The organism is Geobacillus zalihae (genome assembly GCF_030414215.1).
GTDB lineage: Bacteria > Bacillota > Bacilli > Bacillales > Anoxybacillaceae > Geobacillus > Geobacillus zalihae.
Map to the genome: position 1 here is coordinate 2,552,050 of NZ_CP129217.1, position 18,999 is coordinate 2,571,048.

20 protein-coding genes and 1 other annotated feature are annotated in these 18,999 nt (G+C 54.3%); of the genes, 1 reads left to right on the forward strand and 19 read right to left on the reverse strand.

Features of this window, described 5'->3' with window-relative positions; genetic code table 11:
• Positions 1 to 255: 255 nt before the first annotated feature.
• Both mtnN and QWV57_RS12955 read right to left on the reverse strand, forming a co-directional pair.
• Entirely contained in the window at positions 256 to 963 is a 708-nt protein-coding gene (gene mtnN / locus QWV57_RS12950) for a 5'-methylthioadenosine/S-adenosylhomocysteine nucleosidase (RefSeq protein WP_020756955.1), read from the reverse strand.
• 14 nt (positions 964 to 977) lie between these two features.
• Positions 978 to 1,625: a class I SAM-dependent methyltransferase gene (locus tag QWV57_RS12955; RefSeq protein WP_033006987.1), complete on the reverse strand. Its 648-nt coding sequence runs from the start codon at positions 1,623 to 1,625 to the stop codon at positions 978 to 980.
• A gap of 190 nt (positions 1,626 to 1,815) precedes the next feature.
• Between QWV57_RS12955 and QWV57_RS12960 the strand changes: the two genes are divergently transcribed.
• Positions 1,816 to 2,025 (forward strand): YrzA family protein, encoded by a 210-nt coding sequence (locus QWV57_RS12960; RefSeq protein ID WP_025949305.1) that lies wholly within the window; start codon positions 1,816 to 1,818, stop codon positions 2,023 to 2,025.
• Positions 2,026 to 2,138: 113 nt separating this feature from the next.
• Here QWV57_RS12960 and QWV57_RS12965 read toward each other — a convergent pair whose 3' ends face one another.
• The 17 genes from QWV57_RS12965 to recD2 all read right to left on the reverse strand — a co-directional run bounded on the left by QWV57_RS12965 (position 2,139) and on the right by recD2 (position 18,993).
• Positions 2,139 to 2,762: a YrrS family protein gene (locus QWV57_RS12965; protein WP_020754579.1), complete on the reverse strand. Its 624-nt coding sequence runs from the start codon at positions 2,760 to 2,762 to the stop codon at positions 2,139 to 2,141.
• Between the two features lie 66 nt (positions 2,763 to 2,828).
• A complete protein-coding gene (locus QWV57_RS12970) occupies positions 2,829 to 4,601 on the reverse strand; it encodes a peptidoglycan D,D-transpeptidase FtsI family protein (RefSeq protein WP_129447046.1) in 1,773 nt (590 codons plus the stop codon).
• 108 nt (positions 4,602 to 4,709) lie between these two features.
• Positions 4,710 to 5,186, reverse strand: coding sequence for a transcription elongation factor GreA (greA, locus tag QWV57_RS12975; protein WP_011232025.1), 477 nt, complete (start codon positions 5,184 to 5,186; stop codon positions 4,710 to 4,712).
• A 110-nt stretch (positions 5,187 to 5,296) separates the two neighbouring features.
• Positions 5,297 to 5,932, reverse strand: a complete 636-nt coding sequence (gene udk, locus QWV57_RS12980; protein WP_020754577.1) for a uridine kinase — start codon at positions 5,930 to 5,932, stop codon at positions 5,297 to 5,299.
• A gap of 1 nt (position 5,933) precedes the next feature.
• Positions 5,934 to 7,202: a peptidase U32 family protein gene (locus QWV57_RS12985; RefSeq protein ID WP_011232027.1), complete on the reverse strand. Its 1,269-nt coding sequence runs from the start codon at positions 7,200 to 7,202 to the stop codon at positions 5,934 to 5,936.
• Positions 7,203 to 7,220: 18 nt separating this feature from the next.
• Positions 7,221 to 8,150, reverse strand: a complete 930-nt coding sequence (locus tag QWV57_RS12990) for a peptidase U32 family protein (protein WP_011232028.1) — start codon at positions 8,148 to 8,150, stop codon at positions 7,221 to 7,223.
• Positions 8,147 to 8,800, reverse strand: coding sequence for an O-methyltransferase (locus tag QWV57_RS12995; RefSeq protein WP_013144663.1), 654 nt, complete (start codon positions 8,798 to 8,800; stop codon positions 8,147 to 8,149). Before QWV57_RS12995 ends, QWV57_RS12990 begins: the two co-directional genes overlap by 4 nt.
• 437 nt (positions 8,801 to 9,237) lie before the next feature.
• Positions 9,238 to 10,329, reverse strand: a complete 1,092-nt coding sequence (gene mltG / locus QWV57_RS13000) for an endolytic transglycosylase MltG (RefSeq protein ID WP_081133158.1) — start codon at positions 10,327 to 10,329, stop codon at positions 9,238 to 9,240.
• A 242-nt stretch (positions 10,330 to 10,571) separates the two neighbouring features.
• Positions 10,572 to 10,871 carry a DUF1292 domain-containing protein gene (locus tag QWV57_RS13005; RefSeq protein WP_020754570.1) on the reverse strand — a complete coding sequence of 100 codons (300 nt, stop codon included), beginning with the start codon at positions 10,869 to 10,871 and terminating at the stop codon, positions 10,572 to 10,574.
• Between the two features lie 15 nt (positions 10,872 to 10,886).
• Positions 10,887 to 11,303, reverse strand: a complete 417-nt coding sequence (ruvX, locus tag QWV57_RS13010; RefSeq protein WP_011232032.1) for a Holliday junction resolvase RuvX — start codon at positions 11,301 to 11,303, stop codon at positions 10,887 to 10,889.
• 4 nt (positions 11,304 to 11,307) lie between these two features.
• Positions 11,308 to 11,574 carry an IreB family regulatory phosphoprotein gene (locus tag QWV57_RS13015; RefSeq protein ID WP_011232033.1) on the reverse strand — a complete coding sequence of 89 codons (267 nt, stop codon included), beginning with the start codon at positions 11,572 to 11,574 and terminating at the stop codon, positions 11,308 to 11,310.
• A 69-nt stretch (positions 11,575 to 11,643) separates the two neighbouring features.
• Positions 11,644 to 14,280, reverse strand: a complete 2,637-nt coding sequence (gene alaS / locus QWV57_RS13020) for an alanine--tRNA ligase (RefSeq protein WP_301099949.1) — start codon at positions 14,278 to 14,280, stop codon at positions 11,644 to 11,646.
• A gap of 46 nt (positions 14,281 to 14,326) precedes the next feature.
• Positions 14,327 to 14,551, reverse strand: a binding site (T-box leader).
• 47 nt (positions 14,552 to 14,598) lie between these two features.
• Positions 14,599 to 15,660 (reverse strand): AI-2E family transporter, encoded by a 1,062-nt coding sequence (locus QWV57_RS13025; protein WP_060787726.1) that lies wholly within the window; start codon positions 15,658 to 15,660, stop codon positions 14,599 to 14,601.
• 120 nt (positions 15,661 to 15,780) lie between these two features.
• The gene (locus QWV57_RS13030; RefSeq protein WP_013144658.1) at positions 15,781 to 15,915 is read right to left on the reverse strand and encodes a YrzQ family protein; all 135 of its coding nucleotides are present in this window, start codon (positions 15,913 to 15,915) and stop codon (positions 15,781 to 15,783) included.
• An 11-nt stretch (positions 15,916 to 15,926) separates the two neighbouring features.
• Positions 15,927 to 16,118, reverse strand: a complete 192-nt coding sequence (locus QWV57_RS13035) for a YrzR-like zinc ribbon domain (RefSeq protein WP_008881018.1) — start codon at positions 16,116 to 16,118, stop codon at positions 15,927 to 15,929.
• 15 nt (positions 16,119 to 16,133) lie between these two features.
• Positions 16,134 to 16,607, reverse strand: a complete 474-nt coding sequence (locus tag QWV57_RS13040; protein WP_060787727.1) for a PRC-barrel domain-containing protein — start codon at positions 16,605 to 16,607, stop codon at positions 16,134 to 16,136.
• 25 nt (positions 16,608 to 16,632) lie between these two features.
• Positions 16,633 to 18,993, reverse strand: coding sequence for an SF1B family DNA helicase RecD2 (gene recD2, locus QWV57_RS13045; RefSeq protein WP_060787750.1), 2,361 nt, complete (start codon positions 18,991 to 18,993; stop codon positions 16,633 to 16,635).
• Positions 18,994 to 18,999 lie beyond the last annotated feature (6 nt).

Sequence of the window (18,999 nt, forward strand, 5' to 3'; positions counted from 1 at the left end):
AGGAAAACAGAATCGAGCAATCGGAAAATCTTTATTACAACTTATATAGATGCAATTTGAAGCATCACCATTTGCAACTTTTACCGAGTATTCGATCGACTGTCGGGCGACCGAACAACGCAGCTTAAAGACCCATATATGGGTCTGTGAAGCAGGCGGTTGTTCGGTCTTCCGTTACGCCTAGGCGTGACGGAAGAAGCCTGCGGCTTGCCTCCGACAGTCGAGAACATAGACAAGCTGCTTTTTCGCTGCATCTTAATCGCGCTTCTGTTTCATAACGGAAAGCATCGACAAGACAAGTTCAGCCGAATGTTTCGCCGCCGTCTCCAAAAACTGTTCAAACGACACGTCCGACTCCTCACCCGCAATATCAGACAACGCCCGGATGATGACAAACGGCGTTCCAAATTGCACGCACACTTGGGCGATCGCCGCCGCTTCCATTTCGACGGCGCACAATTCCGGAAACTGACCGCGCACAAATTCGACTCGCTTTGGATCGTTCATAAACGAATCGCCGGTGGCGATCAAGCCGGTCACTGCCTGCAGGCCATCAAGCCGCGCCGCCGCCTGCTTGGCCGCCTCAACAAGCGCCTCATCCGCCCGGTAGCGCGCCGGCAGGCCAGGCACTTGCCCGTAAGCGTAGCCGAACGCGGTCACATCGACGTCATGATGGACGACTTCCTTGGAAATGACAAGATCTCCGACACGAAGCGAAGGCAAAAATCCGCCAGCTGACCCCGTGTTAATCACGAAGTCAGGGCGAAAGCGGTCAAGCAGAAGCGTCGTTCCCATGGCGGCGTTCACTTTGCCGATCCCGGATTTCAACAACACCGCCTCCACGCCGTCAAGGCGCCCTTTGGAAAATTCGCACCCGGCAATGACCGTTTCCTCGCGCCCTTCCATGCGCGAACGCAAAATCGCCACTTCCTCTTCCATGGCTCCAATAATGGCTGCTTTCATCGTTCTCCCTCTTTCTATGTCGTTTGTTTCACCGCCTCCATCACCCAGACGAACGCGTTTTGCTGCGCAAAGGAGGCGGAAAAGCCATGCTTGGAAAACAGTGATGCCAATACGTCAAGCGTCGTATAATATTCGCGTTCCAAATCGTCGGCCAAATCGTGGAAGCCGCGCGCCCGGGCTTCCTCAATCGCCTGGCGGAACGCCTCTTTGTCGCGAAACGCCGTATCGGCAAACACTATTTTACCACCCGGATGGAGCAATTGACTATATTTGGCCAGCGCTTCGTCTTTTTCCGCATCCGTCAAATGATGAAACGCATACGTGCTGGCGATCGTGTCGATCGGCTCCGGCGGTGTCGGAAATTGCAAAAAATCGCCGTCCAGAATGACCGCTCGCCCGCTGAGCTTTTCCGCTGCTTTTTTCCTCATCGGCGCCGATGGCTCGATCCCGTACACCCGCTTGCCGCGCTCAAGCAACTTTTTCGTCAAGTTTCCTGTGCCGACGCCAAACTCGAGCACAACTTGGCCGGCTTTGTCGGCGACCGTGCTTAAAATGCGGTCATAACCGGCAAACACGTCTCGATATTGCTCATCGTATCCTTCGACCGATCGGTCATACGATTCCGCCCATTGCTCAAACAAGTCAAGAAACTCTCTGCCCATATGGTCACACCCCAAAAAAGTTTATAATTCCTATAAATATAGTATGTTTTTTTCGTATTGCCTGCTCTTACTGTAGCATATGTTTTTCCCTTGTTCAACGATCATGTTTCGTTCGTATTGTTCCCCCTTGTACATCGGTGGATGAGGGCGGGAAAATTTGCTACACTGACAATGGAAAGGAGGAAGAACGATGCCGAACATTTCTCTTGATTTGATCGAGGACAAAATCGAATTTTTTGAAGCGGACGACTTGCGGACGCTCGAGAAAAAAATCAACGAACAAATTGAACATAACAAGGCGCTCTTGCTTTCCGTCCATCATGTATCCCATCAAATGCACGTCATGGAAAACGGAAAGCGGTTCTACAGCGCAGTCGTTCATTTCAAAGCGAAAAAATAACAGGCGCCCTTCGTTTTTGGGCGCCTGTGTATGTTTCCGCCGCTGGTGAACCGCCATTGTTTCACTGATGCCGCCAACGTTTCGAATATCTCCGCTTCCCCTCATCATGCCGCTTATGGCTTTTGTTTCAACTTTTGCACCTTCGTCGGCTTCCAGCCTTCGTTCGTCACCCATTCAATGTACACTTTGTAATGGGCGGCTTGATCTTTCGTCGAAATCGTCGCGACTGCTTTGTTCGGTCCGTTGTTGCCGATGAACCAAACGATCATCTCCTCCGGAGCGATGCCGGTCGCATAGCTGACGGCATCGAGCATTTCCTTCCAGTCGACGGAATCTTTCTTAAACACCGTTTCATGCGGCTCCGATTGCGTCGTACCGATCGGCTGCCATGCCGGATTGACGATTTCTTTTTCAACGTTGGACCCCGGCGGGCCCGGCGTTTCTGTCACACCGGCATTACTCGTTTCATCGGTGGAAGCAGCGTCTTCTTCCTCGGCCGGCGTTTCAGCTTCCGTCGGCGCCGCCGCTTCGCCTGTTTCCACTTCCACCCGCTTCGCATTGGCCGCTTCTGTTTTGGCTTCGCGATCCATCTCCTTCTTGCTCGGTTCGCCGCCAAACAGCAAGTTCCCGCCGACAATCAAAATGAGCAGCACGACAACGGCAATGGCTCCGTTGAGCCAACGGTTGATCCTCCGCCGTTTGGCGCGGGCGGCAAAGCGCGTCTCGATTTGCGCCACCGTCTCCTCTCCCTTCTTTGGATGATGTTCGTGCTGGAAACATGGATTCCCCTTACATTTGGTTCGTCACTTCACTTCATTTTTGGCGCGGTCATAAGCATAAAGCGCCTCGACTGCAGCGGCGAACACATCATTCGTCGAAGCCCGCCCGCTCGGGCAGTCGAGCTCAACGACAGCAAGGGCGTATTTCGGACGGTCGGCTGGAAAATAGCCAGCAAACCATTTATTAATCAATTCAGCGCCGCCGTCCATTTTTCCTGTCTCAGCCGTCCCGGATTTGCCGGCGACCGGATACGGCAGCGAACGGAAGCGGCGGCCGGTGCCATCCTCTTTGGTGACAACGCCGCGCAAAAGCCGTTGCAGCTCTTCGGCCGTCTGCGGCGCGATCGGCGCCATGTCTGAAGCCGGTTGAGGCGGAAACGAAAAGAGGGTCGCACCGTTTTTATACAGCACTTTGTCAACGGCCCGCACCTGAAGCGCTTCGCCGCCGCGGGCGATGGTCGCCATCATGTTGGCGACGCCAAGCGGCGAGACGCGTACATTTTTTTGCCCGATCGCCGTTTGCGCCACCGCAAGCGGCACCCGCTTGTCGCGCGGATCATGCCAAATCGTCCCCTTCTGCTCCTCCGGGAACTGACGGAAATGCTCTTCATGGTACACCGCCCCTTCCCATCCGGCCGTCGGATACAGCCCGAGCTTTCTCGCATACGTTTCAAACGCATCCGGATCGTGCTCGATCAACTGCTTGCCGAGCGTGGCGAACGCATTGTTGCAACTGACGGCAAAGCTGTCCGCTAAATCAAGCATGCCGTAATCATGCTCCTCATCGCGGGTTTTGCCGTCAATTTTTCGGCTGCAGTCAAACGTTGTCTCAAGCGAGGCGAGCCCCTCATCAAGCGCCGCGGCCGCAATGACGGTTTTCAAAATCGAGCCAGGGATTTGCGGCAACACGATTTGGTTTTCCGCCCCGCGGTTTTTGTACGGATCACGCGGGTCCATGTTTGGGCGGCTGACCATGGCGAGCACACTGTTTGTGTCAATATCCAGCAAAACGAGACCGCCTTTTTTCAACCCGTATCGGTCAACGATCTGCTCCATCTCTTGCTGCAAGTCACGGTCAAGCGTCGTTTGCACGGTGACGGGATAAAACGGGTTGCCCGTGTCGCTGTATTTGACATCGAGCCCAAACAGCGGCCGCCCTTCGGCGTCAACGTGATAAAGCAGCTTCGTTTCGCCGTCGGCGAGCAAAAATTCATCAAACGCCTTCTCAAGTCCTTGAATGCCCACTTCGGTCTTTGGCGGCAGCGGCCGTTTTGGATAACGCTTCTTGATGAGCTCCTGATCTGGACGGGTGAAGCCAAGCAAATGCGGGGCGTACACCGTTTCCAGCGGATATTGCTTGTTGACGGCAAATACCCCCGGAATGCGCAAATCGTTAATTTGCTTCATTTGCTGGGCGCTCAAGGCGAGCGGCTCTCCATCCTTCTCTAAGACGAACGGACCGTCCGCCTGCTCAAGTTGGCGGCGAATCTCTTCTTCAGAGACGCCGGCGATGCGGGCGACTTGTTCCATCGGCCATTTCATTGCCGTTAAAAACGGGAATAAGACAAGCGACGGCACGTATCGCTTCGTGAGCGGCGCGCCATTTCGGTCGATGAACGAGCCGCGCCCGTCGTCAATGATCAGTTCTTGTGTTCGCTGGGCGACGCTTTCGGCAATTAAATTATGATTGGCAAACGACTCGGTGTCAATGAGCTGAATTTGCGCGAGCCGCCCGATAAGCAACAACAAGCCAAATTGAATGAGAGCAAGCATGACAAGCGTTCGCTTTTTCCACATAAAGAAAACACCTCATCATCAGTGTTGACGAGGTGTTTCCGTTTGAAACGTCAAACGGCGGCAATTTTCTTCGCTTCGCACACCGCCGCTTGTTCAGGTCGGCCGCCTTTATTTCACAGCCACGATTTTCACAAGCATTTCCCCGCCCGGCGTTTGCACCGTCACCTCATCGCCGACGCGGCGGCCGAGAAGCGATTTGGCAATCGGCGAGTCATTGGAAATTTTTCCTTCAAATGGATCGGCCTCGGCGCTGCCGACGATCGTATACGTTTCTTCCTCGCCGTCCGGCAGTTCAATGAACGTGACCGACTTGCCGAGCGAGACGACGTCCGGGTTTTCTTTGTCTTCTTCAATGATGACGGCGTTGCGGATCATGTTTTCAAGCATTTGGATGCGCGATTCGACAAACGCCTGCTCATCTTTGGCAGCATCGTACTCCGAGTTTTCCGACAAATCCCCGAACCCGCGCGCAATCTTAATGCGCTCCACCACTTCTTTCCGCTTGACCGTTTTTAAGTACTCAAGCTCTTGTTCCAGTTTCTCTTTTCCCTCTTTCGTCATCGGATACTGCTTTTCGTTCGCCATTCATCTCACTCCTCTATATATTCTGCATTATGTAAAACGTACGAACAGCAAAAACGGCTGTTCGTACGCTTACTTGTTATATAATATATTGTTTTGTCTCTGTTATGTTATTACAAAACCGCTTTTTGTTCAAGAACTGTGCGAATTTTTGCCACCATTAAATCGATGGCGACGACGTTCTGTCCGCCTTCCGGAATGATCACATCCGCGTAGCGCTTCGTCGGTTCGACAAACTGGTTGTGCATCGGCCGGACGACGGACAAATATTGCTCGATGACCGAATCGAACGTGCGGCCGCGCTCTTTCATATCGCGGATGAGACGGCGGATGATGCGGATGTCCGGGTCGGTGTCGACATATACTTTAATGTCCATTAAATTGCGGAGTCGCTCATCCTCCAAGACAAGAATGCCCTCCACGATGATGACATCCTTCGGCTCCACGCGAATGACGTCGCTTGAGCGAGTGTGCAGCGTATAATCGTACACCGGCTTGTCAATCGGCTCATAGCGAAGCAACTTATGAATATGCTCAATCAACAAATCGTTGTCAAACGCCAGCGGATGGTCATAGTTCGTCTTCAGCCGCTCTTCAAACGAAAGATGGCTTTGGTCTTTATAGTAAAAGTCTTGCTCCAAAACAAGGATCGAGCGGTCGCCGAAATGGTCGTAAATCGCGCGGGCGACGCTCGTCTTCCCCGAGCCGGAGCCGCCGGCGACGCCGATGACAACGGGCTTCTTCCCCATCTTAATTCTCCTTTCTCATCATGTTGTACGGGAAGAGAGGGCGCTTGACCTTAAACTTCACGATTTGCAGCGGATGGCGCGCCGCATCAAGCTCGTTGCCGTCTTCGTCCCAAATTTTCTCAATCACTTGGGTGAAGTTTTCAATTTCCGGACCGAAAAATTCGACTTCATCGCCCGGGCGGAAATGGTTGCGCTGCTGGACGGTGGCGATGCCCGTCTCCGGGTCATAGCCAAGCACCAAACCGGCGAATTCATGCGTCGTTTTCCGGCTGTGCGTCCCGTACATATGGTTCGTATAATCCGGGAAGCCGTCAAAGAACGACGGCGCCGTCTCGCGGTTGGCGCATTTCTCCAGCTCCCGCACCCACTCTTCGCGGATCGTGAAATGGTCTGGGTCAGCGCAGTAGGCATCAATGACTTTCCGGTAGACACTGACAACCGTCGCCACGTAATGGATCGATTTCATCCGCCCTTCAATTTTCAAGCTATCCACACCCAATTCGATCATCACCGGAATGGCGCGGATTAAGTTCAAATCTTTCGCGCTCATCGCAAACGGGGCGTCCCCTTTTTCAAACAACGGAATTTCCCGGCCGTCCGAGAGCTGATACAAATCGTAATCCCAGCGGCACGACTGGCAGCATCCGCCGCGGTTTGAGTCGCGCGCCGTCATATGGTTGCTCAATACACAGCGGCCGGAGTAGGCGGAACACATCGCCCCATGGATGAACGCCTCGATTTCAATATCGACTTTCTCTTTGATCTGCCGGATTTCTTCTGCGCCCACTTCACGAGCGAGCACAACCCGCTCGAGCCCTTCCTCTTTCCAAAATTGGACCGCTTTCCAGTTGGTAAGCGATTGCTGCGTGCTTAAATGCACTTCAAGCTTCGGCGCCACCCGGCGCGCCGTTTCGATGATGAGCGGGTCGGCGACGATGATGCCGCAAACACCGGCATCTTCAAGCGCCCGCAAATAGTCATCAAGGCCAGGGATGTTTTCGTTATGGGCGTAAATATTGGCCGTTACGTATACTTTGGCTCCGTATCGATTGGCAAATTCGACCCCTTCGCGAATTTCCTCGATCGTAAAGTTGTCGGCGTTGGCGCGCAAGCTGTACTCTTGGCCTCCGATAAAGACGGCGTCTGCGCCGTAATGGACGGCGATTTTCAGTTTTTCCAAGTTGCCGGCCGGGGCGAGCAGCTCTGGCTTTTTCACAATGACGCGCTTGCCGTCAATGATTTCAGAGATGCGATCATTTTTTAAAAGCATGCTGCTTCCCTCCTTTTCTCAATAAATGGTCTCTTTGAAGAAAAATCCGGTGTCGATGCGGCGATGCGGCGGCTGAAGCGCTTCAACGGCCGCAAGCAGCTCCTCTTTTTCCCGTTCGTACCGCTCGCGGTCATCGGCGCATAAATCGATGGCGCGGCGGTACAGCTTCGTCACTTCGGTAATGTAGCGCGGCTCGTGCAAAATCCCGTCAATTTTAAAGCTGTCGATGCCGGCCTCGACCATGTCGCCGAGCTCATCGATCATGCAAACATCGTTCGGGCTCATAATATGCGTGCCGTTTTCGTCTTCAAAAATCGGATATTTGTTGTCGCGCTCTTTGTCGTAAAGAAACATCCCTTTTTCGTACTTCTTCCGTTCAACTTCCATCACTTTCCCTTGATATTCAAAATAGCTGCCGATCAGCGAGCGCTTCGATTGGTACATGCACATCGCGCCGTGCACTTGCACCTCGATTTCCACTTCGGCATGGGCTTTGATTTCCAAAATGGCGTCCATGTTCAACTCGCGGGCCAAGACGGCGCGCTTCGCCCCTTTCCGGCCCCAATAGTTGCACGCATACCAGTTCGTCGCTGTCGTCTCCGTGCTCCAGTGGAGCTTCATGTGCGGCGCCGTTTCTCGGACAGTCAAGAGCACCGCGGGATCGCCGAAGACGATGGCATCGGCGCCGACATCAGCCAAAAACGCGACGTAGTCGCCAAGCTCGTCCACTTTATCGTTATGGAAAATGGCGTTCATCGCCACATACACGTTCATGCCGCGCCGGTGGGCGGCTTTGACGGCGGCAGCGACATCATGGCGGGAAAATTCGCCGGCAAGCCGCAAACCGTAGCGCTGCTCGCCAATGATGACCGCGTCCGCTCCGGCTTCAGCCAGCTCGTCGATATGGGCAACGCTCGTCGGCGTCACGAGCAATTCGGGTTTTTTCACTGTTCTTCACCTCGTTTTTTCGATATGGCGAGCCCATCGCCGACCGGAATGATGACCGTATCATAACCGCTTCGACTCATGAGCCACTCATTGTAGCGGCGAATTTTTCGGGCGATGTTCCAAAGCCGTCGATTGTCCGCCGGCGCTTCGGCGGCGACGAGCCCCTTAAACAAGACGTTGTCGCTGATGATGAGGCCGCCTGCAGCCACAAACGGCTCATAGAGCGTAAAAAAGCGCTCATATTGCCCTTTGGCGGCATCAATAAACAGCACATCAAACGGCGCGGCGGCCGCCACATCGGCCTCGACCGCGAGCGCATCGCCCAACACCGCCTCGATTTGCCGCTTGGTGTTCGTCTTTTCGATGTAAAAACGGGCGCGCTCATACCGCTCCCGGTCTTTTTCGATCGTCACAATGCGCGCATCCGGCAGCGCCTTTGCCATCCGGATCGCCGAATAGCCGATCGCCGTGCCGATTTCCAAAATGCGGCGCGGCCTGATCAGCTTCAAGATGAATAACAGCACTTCGACGCTCACCGGATCCATGATCGGTATGCGATGCCGATAGGCGTACTGCTCCATCTCCTCAATGTCCTCATCCGGCGCCGGACGCAGCTTTTGCAAGTACGAAACAATGTCATTGGAAAGCAAGAGGAATTCCTCCCTGCCGTCAGCAAACTGAAAAGCGCTCGCCAAAGTTGAACTATATAGATGCAACGAAGAAGTTTAATATATCCTTGACGGAAAAGCGGTTTGCCCCTTTTCGACTGTCGGAGGCAAGCCACAGGCTTGCCTCCGTCACGCCTTGGCGTGACGGAAGACCGAACAACCGGCCTGCTTCACAGACCCATATATGGGTCTTTAAGCGGCGTTGTTCGGTCGCCCGACAGTCGATCAAATACTCGGGAAAAACTACAAATGGTAAAGCTTCCAATTGCATCTATATACAACCCGGCATTTGCGCTTTGTCGTCATGAAAAATAAGAGCCGCAAAGGACTCTTATCGTTGGTCTGTTCAACTATACTACCATAAAACAACGGAAAAGCGAAGCCGTTTCACCCCACCGGCCATTACCTTCCGTTTTGACCTATTGTTTTCCAATATGCTTCGCCTTTTCCCGGTTATGCTCGGCCAACGTTTTCGTAAAAATGACCTCGCCGCCCGGTGTCGCCAAAAAGTATAAATAGTCGGTCGCCGCCGGTTCAAGCGCCGCTTCGATCGACATTACGCCGGCGTTGGCGATCGGCCCCGGCGGCAGCCCTTTATGAATGTACGTGTTGTACGGCGAATTGACCTGCAAATCTTTATACAACACACGCTCTTTATGTTCGCCAAGGGCGTACAAAACGGTCGGGTCGGTTTGAAGCGGCATGCCGCGGTGCAGCCGATTGTAAAACACGCTGGCGATTTTTTCGCGGTCAGCTTTTTCCGTCGCCTCTTCCTCAATGAGCGACGACATCGTCAACAGCTGATGCGGCGACATGTTCTTTTCTTTCATCGCTGCCTTATATGTGTCAAGCACAGCTGCCGTTTTCGCCACCATCGCCTCAATGATCTCTGAGAGCGGCGGCTTTTCGTCAGCAAACACATACGTCGCCGGGAACAAGTAGCCTTCCAGCGGATAGCGGATGCCTTTGTGAAAAATATCATCAGTCAACAAATCCGGGTGCATTTTCATCAGCCGTTCGATATACGCGCGATCGTTAAGCAATTTCATAATTTGTTCTTGTTTGTACCCTGTTTTCGCGGCAATGAGGTCAGCGATTTGCACCAATTGCGACCCTTCCGGAACGGTCAGCTTCAATCCGATTTTTAGCGATTTCCCCGTTTTTAACAGCTCGATGATGCGCGCCATTGGCATCGCCCGCGTCAACTCATACTCCCCAGCCTGGAAGCCGGATTCATTTTTCCAGCGGACATATAAGCGAAACACGGCCGCGCTTTTAATGAGCCGCTTTTGTTCGAGCTGCTCGGCAATCGCCGCCGCCGATGAACCGATCGGAATCGAGACATGGACCGGGGTGCGGTCATTCGGGTCGACGGGCTTAAGCGCTGAACGGATGTATAAGAAACTGCTGGCGCCGGCAATGACAAACGCCGCCAGCAGAACAGCACAGACAATCAAGACGATTTTCCGCACAAGCCGCGCCTCTGGCGCCCTAAAATCGTTCTGTTTCATCTTTGTCCTCCTTTCACCCGGCCATATTATACTACAAAGTTCCGCATTTTTCGCCCTTGACGGTCAAAAAATGCAAAGCCAGGGGAGGAAACGCGCCGGTCAATCGAAGCCCTTCGCAACATTTGTCGGACAAACAAGAAGATGTCTGAACCATTGCATGGAACACAACTTATCGTTTCTCAGCGCATAATACGACAATAAGAAAAGGGGCCCCGATCCTTTTGGCCCCCCTCTGCTGTCCGTTATTCGTCGTCTTCCTCTTCCTGTTCAGCGCAAAACGTATTCCATACTTCTTCGATCATGTCCCACTCTTCTTCCGTCTCGATTGGGAGCAGTTCGCCTTCTTTGTTCTCATCCCCAGGGATGAAGGCGGAAACGTGCACTTCCGTCTCGCCGTCCTCGTCTTCGGCTTCGGCGCCGACCGGATAGTAAAACACATACGATTTGCCGAAATCATCTGATTCAAACGTAAACAAAATTTCGCACAGCTGCTCGTTGCCATGTTCGTCGACAACCGTAATATGACGGTCTCCGTGTTCCATGTTTTCTCCTCCAATTTATCGTTTACTGTCCAAATATGACTGCAAAATGACGGCCGCCGCCATTTTGTCGATCACTTTCCGCCGCTTTTTCCGGCTGACGTCGGCAGCGATCAACATCCGTTCGGCGGCCATCGTCGACAGCCGTTCATCCCAAAGCACAACGGGCAAAGAAAACTCCTCGCGCAATTTGGCGGCGAACCGCTCGCTTGCCTCAGCGCGCGGCCCGAGCGTGCCGTTCATGTTTTTCGGCCACCCGACGACAATCGTATCGACGCCGTACTCATCGATGATGGCGCGCAGCCGCTTTAAGCCGTAGTCGCCGCGCTCCGTATCAATGGCGATCGTTTCCAATCCTTGCGCTGTAAGGCCGAGTTCGTCGCTAACGGCAACGCCGAGCGTTTTCGTTCCCAAATCTAATCCTAGCGTCCGCATCAGGTTAATCCTTTCGTTGCCCCTGTAAATAGAATTTCACCAATTCCTCGATTAATTCGTCGCGTTCGATTTTGCGGATGAGCGCGCGCGCATCTTTATGGCGCGGAATGTAAGCCGGGTCGCCGGACAGCAGGTAGCCGACAATTTGGTTGATCGGGTTGTAGCCTTTTTCTTGCAAGGCGCCATACACCGTCAACAACACTTCGCGGACATTCGTTTCCGCCGGCTCTTCGGAAAAATGAAACTGCATCGTTTGATCAAACGAGCTCACCGTTTCCACCTCGCTCTTTGTTCGGGCCATCCCCTTCTCTTACATCCATTGTACACGATCCGCGCCCATTTAGGAAATGGATTTCACCCACGTTTCGACATAGTTGAGCGCCTCGGCGACTTTCTGCGCATCTTTGCCGCCTGCCTGCGCCAAATCCGGCCGTCCGCCGCCTCCTCCGCCGCAGCGTGACGCCACTTCTTTCACCAGTTTGCCGGCGTGGAATCCTTTTTTCACCAAATCGTCCGTTACTGCGGCAATCAGTTGCACTTTTCCGCCCTGGGCGGACGCCAACACGATGACCGCCGTGCCGAGCTTTTGTTTCAAATCATCAGCCATGGCCCGCAGTTGGTTCATGTCATTGGCCTGCACTTTTGCCGCCAACACCGGCACGCCGTTTACATCTTTCACTTGACGGGTGAGGTGCTCAGCTTCCATATGGGCGAGGCGGGCAGCAAGCGATTCATTTTCGCGCTCGAGCTCTTTCAGCACGGCAAACAGTCCGTCAAGACGCGCATTCAATTCTTTCGGGCTTGTTTTCAGTTTTTGCGCCGCCTCTTGCAAAATAGCAAGCTGTTCGCTCATAAAGCGGTATGCCGCTTCCCCGGTCACCGCTTCAATCCGGCGCGTGCCGGCGCCGATGCCGGACTCGGAGACGATTTTAAACAACCCGATGGCTGATGTGTTGGGCACATGGCAGCCGCCGCACAGCTCGAGGCTGTAGTCGCCGACTTTGACGACGCGGACGATGTCGCCGTATTTTTCGCCAAACAGCGCCATCGCGCCCATCGCTTTCGCTTCCTCGAGCGGTTTATAAAAAATGTCAACCGGGAGGCTTTTCCAAATTTGTTCGTTGACGATGGCTTCGATGCGCTCGAGCTCCTCTGGCTTCACTTGCCCAAAATGGGTGAAGTCAAAACGAAGCCGGTCCGGGGCGACAAGCGACCCCGCTTGGTTGACATGGCGGCCGAGCACGTCTTTTAGCGCTTGATGGAGCAAATGGGTCGCCGTATGGTTTTTTACGATGCGCATCCGCTTTGCTTCATCGACGCGCGCCGTATAGCGGGATCCTTTTTTCACCGTTCCGCGTTCGACGATGATCGCATGAAGATGTTGGCCGTTCGGCGCTTTTTGCACATCTTTGACGACTGCTGTTCCTGTTTCGCTTTCAAACACGCCTTGGTCAGCGATTTGTCCGCCGCTTTCGGCGTAAAATGGCGTCACATCGACGATGATTTGCGCCTCTTCGCCGGCTTTCACTTCCTCGACAAGCCGCCCGTCTTTGACGATGGCGATGACCGTCGATGCGGCAACAAGCTCATCGTAGCCGACAAACCGGCTTTCATCTTTAATGTCACCGAGCACTCCGCCTTGGACTTGCATCGAATCGACATCTTGCCGGGCCGCGCGCGCCCGTTCGCGTTGCCGCTCCATCTCGCGCTCAAATCCGGCATGGTCGACCGTCATGCCCGCTTCAGCGGCGTACTCTTCCGTCAGCTCGATCGGAAAGCCGTACGTATCATACAGGCGGAACGCTTCCTCGCCCGGAATGACACGGCTTCCTTGCTCTTTCGCCTTTTCGATCACCTCCGCCAATATGGCGAGCCCTTCATGGAGCGTTTCATGGAACCGTTCTTCTTCCGTCCGGATGACGCGGGCGATGAAATCGGCTTTTTCTTTCACCTCCGGATAGTAGTCGTGCATAATCTCGCCGACGACCGGGACGAGTTCGTACATAAACGGACGTTCAATGCCGATATGTTTCGCATAGCGCACCGCGCGGCGGAGCAGGCGGCGCAGCACATAACCGCGGCCCTCATTTGACGGCAGCGCCCCGTCGCCGATCGCGAACGTCACGGCGCGAATATGGTCGGCGATCACCTTAAAGGCGACGTCTTTGTCCGGATCTTCGCCATACCGCTCGCCGGAAATTTGCTCGGTGGCGCGGATGATCGGCATAAACAAGTCGGTTTCAAAGTTCGTCGGCACGTCTTGCAAAATCGAGCACATCCGCTCCAAGCCCATGCCGGTGTCGATGTTTTTCTTCGGCAGCGGCGTGTACGTGCCGTCCGGGTTATGGTTAAACTGCGAAAAGACAAGGTTCCATACTTCTAAATAGCGGTCATTTTCCCCGCCTGGGTACAGCTCCGGATCGTTCGGGTCGTTGCCGAACGCTTCGCCGCGGTCGTAAAAGATTTCCGTGTTCGGACCGCTCGGGCCTTCGCCGATGTCCCAGAAGTTGCCTTCAAGGCGAATGATCCGCTCTTTTGGCAAGCCGATTTCGTTGCGCCAAATGTTGTACGCTTCCTCGTCTTCCGGATGGACGGTGACGGACAACCGTTCCGGATCAAAACCGATCCATTTGTCGCTCGTCAAAAACTCCCATGCCCAATGGATCGCTTCACGCTTGAAGTAATCGCCGATCGAAAAGTTGCCGAGCATTTCAAAAAACGTATGGTGGCGCGCCGTTTTCCCGACGTTTTCGATGTCGTTGGTGCGGATCGATTTTTGCGCGTTGCAAATGCGCGGGTTTTCCGGAACGATGCGCCCGTCAAAGTATTTTTTCAACGTCGCGACGCCGCTGTTGATCCACAACAGCGACGGGTCGTCGACCGGAATGAGCGATGCGCTCGGCTCAACCGCATGGCCTTTTTCTTGGAAAAACTCTAAAAACATGCGCCGCACTTGGGCGGATGTCAGCTTTTTCATGATGATCCTCCCCTTTCGCCTTTTATATAAAAAAACTCCCATCCCCTGCAGGGACGAGAGTTATGCTCGCGGTACCACCCTGTTTATGGGCAAAAAACGCCCATCACCTCTTTGGCCGTAACGCAGCCTTGCGTCAGGTTTTGCCTGCGCTCCGGATTAGCCTTCTGTTGCCCTTCATCTGGAATTTCTTTCAGCCGCGGAAATTCCTCTCTGTGCGCGAACTCGCGCGTTAAGATGGACTGCAACATACTCGATCCGTCATCGCGTTATGTATTCGCTTTTTTCATTGAAAGATTATAGACAAGCAGAGAGCATTTGTCAATGCGAAGCATAATGCTCTTTCCAATGGGCGATGGCCACTTTCAGCACCGCCGCCGTCGGAACGGCAAGAATGAGGCCGAGCACGCCGGCGAGTTCACCGCCGGCAAAGAGGGCGAGCATAATGGCAAGCGGATGCATATGCACGCTTTTGCCGACGATCAGCGGCGACAAAACGTTCCCTTCTAAAAACTGCAGGGTAAAAATGATGACAAGCACGATCACGACCATTTTCAGCGAGACGGTGGCAGCCAAAATGACCGCTGGAACGGCGCCGATCAGCGGGCCAAAATACGGGATGATGTTCGTCACGCCAATGACAAAGCCGAGCAACAGCGGATAATCCATGCCGGCAAGCCACAAGCCGAGCGCCGCCGCCAGACCGATCGCCGCACAGACGAACAGCTGGCCGCGAATGTAGCCGCCGAGCGATTCATCGACATCCTTCAAAAACGCCATCCCCGGCCCACGCCACCGCTTCGGTGTCATGTACCAAACCGCTTTTTTCAACACATCGATGTCTTTTAACATATAGAAGACGATAAACGGAATGATCAACAGCGTCGCCGCCGAACCGATGAACGATTTGGCGGCATGAATCGCCATCGCGACGGCGGCCGCCGCTGCTTGCTCGATCTCGGCAAACATCCCCTCGATGCGTGTGTGCACCTCAAGCGGCCAATTCGACGTCTCGTCGTGGATGTGGCGCACCCATTGGCGGTATGTATTCATCAAAGACGGCAGCTGTTCATCCAGTTCACGCAACTGGGCGATGAATAGCGGCACGCCGCGGTACAAGCCGTAGCCGACCAAACCGAAAAACAACAAATAAATCAACAAAATGGCAAGGGCGCGCGGCATTCCTTTGCGATGGATGGATTCCACAAGCGGGTAGAGCAAATACGTAATAAACGACGCCAGCAAAAACGGCGTCAACACCGTTGCGATAAAATCGATGACCGGCCACCAAACGTCTTTCATCCGAACGATCAAATAGATGATTGCCGTAATCAGCAGCCATTTTCCGATGCGAAAGAACGACAGCCATTGTTGCTCGCCCATCGCCACACCTCCTACCGTTTAGTGTAGGAGATGCGGCGAGAAATATGCCTTCACCGCTTTTAGCACTATTTGACAGCCACAAGGCGCCGCCCCCGCGCAAAGGCGAGGGCGGCAGCGCCGTCAGCGGATCGCTTGCATCAAGCGGCGGCGCATCCTCCGCATCGTGCGACCGTTCATCCAATCGTTTCGTTGGGCGAGCTGATAAGCGGCGACGCCTAATCCGACTGCTAACAGCGACGTCATCATCCGGTTCATGCGTGTCCCCCCTAAAATTGGATCGTGCGTTCGTGGTCGTCAAACAAGTCGTCAAGGGAACTCAACGTTCCGTCTTCTTCCACTTGATGGGCGTGGATCATCCCTTTCGAGACGGACAGCTCAATAAAGCAATCCCAGCAGTAGTACTGGTTGACGCCGATTTTCCCTAAATTTTTTCGTTTGCAATTCGGGCAAATGAGCATGGACAGCCACTCTCCTTACATCGTTGTTTCCACGGTGACCACGCCTTCTCTGGCGGTGAACGGAGCGAGCTCCATTCGTTTCTTTCCTTCGGTCAAATCGGAAAAAAATCCCTCGCTGATCTCGTATCCGTCAATTTTGCCCAATTGCCCGTCAAAATATACGTCATCCAACAGTCCGATCGTTGTTCCGTCCGCGGCGACAACCATGCTGCCGGCGAGGCCGCGTTCGCCGTAAAGAGAGTGGCCGCTGTCAGGAGAAGGAAACGGCTGGAAGCTATCTGCATCACAGATGATGACTCGGTCGTTTTCGAACGACTGCACGGCTGAAAGCGGCAAATAGCGGCGGCGGCCGAACAAACCGTCCTGTTCCGCGACAAGCCCTTTGACCGCGCCGTGGCTGGTAAACCAAATGTCAGCGATCGTTCCGACCATTTTTCCCGTCGTTTGTTCATAAATGGGAAGGCCCTTGATGTCGGAAAACGTCCGCATCGTTCTCCCACCTTTCCAGCCACCTTTAGCTTGGCTCATCGCCCATAAAGTCATACGGCGTAACGTTTTCCATCCCCATGTTCGCCTCTTCAAACGGCAGTTCGACCTCGACAAACGGAGCCGCCGCCCCCGCCAGCTTCTCAGCGAGCGCCGTCTGGCGCGCTCCGTCGCTTTGTTTTGCGACGCCGAATCGAAACGCTTCCTCTTCCCCGCATAAAACGAGAAACTGCTTGCTTCTTGTCACCGCAGTATACAACAAATTCCGTTTCAACATCCGGTAATAGCTTTTGACGACGGGCAAAATGACGATTGGAAACTCGCTTCCTTGCGCCTTATGAACCGAACAGCAGTACGCATGGGTGATTTGTCCTAAATCTTGCCGTGTGTACGTCACTTCAATGCCATCAAACGAGACGACGAGCAAGTCTTGCTTTTCGATATTTTCTTTGGCGTAAAAAATGGCAACGATTTCGCCGATGTCGCCGTTAAACACATTGTCTTCCGGTTGATTGACGAGCTGCAGCACCTTATCGCCGACGCGGTAGACGACCTCACCGACCGACAGCTCCCGCTTCCCCTCAGCCGGCGGGTTGAACAGCTCTTGAAGCGCTTTGTTCAATTGGTCAATGCCCGCTGGACCACGGTACATCGGGGCGAGCACTTGAATATCTTTGACGGAAAACCCTTTTTTGCGCGCGTTGTCCGCGATTTGCCGCACGACATCGACGACCTGGCCCGCACGGCAGCGGATGAAGGAACGGTCTGCCTTCGGAGCGGTCAAATCGTCCGGCACGACGCCGCGCTTCATCTTATGGGCAAGCTCGATGATCGATGATCCTTCCGCCTGGCGATACACCTCGGTCAACCGAGCGAACGGAATGACGCCTGAAGAGAGCAAGTCTTTCAGCACTTGCCCTGGCCCGACGGATGGCAATTGATCCTCATCGCCGACGAAAATGACTTGCATGCCGTTTGGCACGGCTTTTAACAGCTGGTTGGCGAGCCACGTGTCGACCATCGACATCTCATCGATGACAAGCAGCTTGCCGGAAATCGGTTCGTTCTCGTCGCGGCTGAACCCTTCCGCCCCATTCCAGCCGAGCAAGCGGTGGATCGTCGCCGCCGGCAGCCCGGTCGCCTCGCTCATCCGCTTCGCCGCTCGGCCGGTCGGTGCGGCCAGCAGCACCGGAAACGGCTCGCCTTGTTTGTAGTCAGCCGGGTCAAGAGACAGGCCGTTTAGGGCGGCAAACAGCTCGACGATGCCTTTGATGACCGTCGTTTTCCCCGTTCCCGGACCGCCGGTCAAAATAAACAGCGGCGAAGAAAGCGCTTGTTGGATCGCTTCCCTTTGCTGGGGGGCATATTGCATGCCAAGCCGTTCCTCAAGCGCCCCAAGCGCCAGCAAAAACTCCGACTCGGCAAACGCCGACGGCGGCGTCTGCCCGAGCAGCCGCTTAATGTTGGAGACGATCCCTTTCTCGGCGAAGTAAAGGGAAGGGAGATAATAACGCCCTTGCTCGGCGATCAGCTTCCCTTCCTCGCTTAACATCAGAAGCGTTTGGCTGATCGCTCGTCCATCCACCGCACCGCTCAGCCTTCCGTCAAGCAGCTCCCCGATGCGCTCCATCAGCTCTTCCTCGCGCAAATAAACGTGCCCTTCCTGCAAGCACGCCTGTTCAAGAACAAACAACGAGGCGGCGCGCAGCCGGGCCGGATGGCTGCCGGAAATGCCGAGCTGGCGCCCGATTTCATCAGCGCGGCCAAAGCCGATCCCTTCGATATCCTCAACGAGCTGGTACGGGTTCTCGTGGATGATGTCAATCGCTTCTTCGCCATACGCTTGGTAAATTTTCATGGCCAGCTGCGGGCCAAAACCGAGCTGGGCGAGGGCGATCATCGTTTGCTCAAGCCCTTCGTGGGCGCGAAGCGCATCGTACAGCTGCTTCGCCTTTTTTTTCGTCAGCTTCGGCACACGCTCTAGCGCCTTGGGGTCGCGCAAAATCGCGGCGATCGCGTTTTCGCCGAGCGTCTCGACAATCGCCGCAGCCGTTTTTTTGCCGATTCCTTTAAACAAACCGCTCGATAAATAATGAATGACTCCTTCTTTCGTGTTCGGAAGCTGTTTGCGGAACTGACTAGCCGCATATTGGCGGCCAAAACGCGGATGTTGGCGGAATTGTCCGTAAAAGATGTAGACGTCCCCTTCGTTTAAACGCGGAAAATAGCCGGTGACGACGACTTCCTCCTCAACGGGCGCTTCATTCGTTTCCTCAACACGCACGCGGACGACCGTGTACAATGTTTCCTCGTTATGAAAAATGACCGCCAAGCACAATCCTTTAATGAACGTGCGTCCGTCAAGGGCGAGGATTTGTTGCTCTTGCAACAGCCA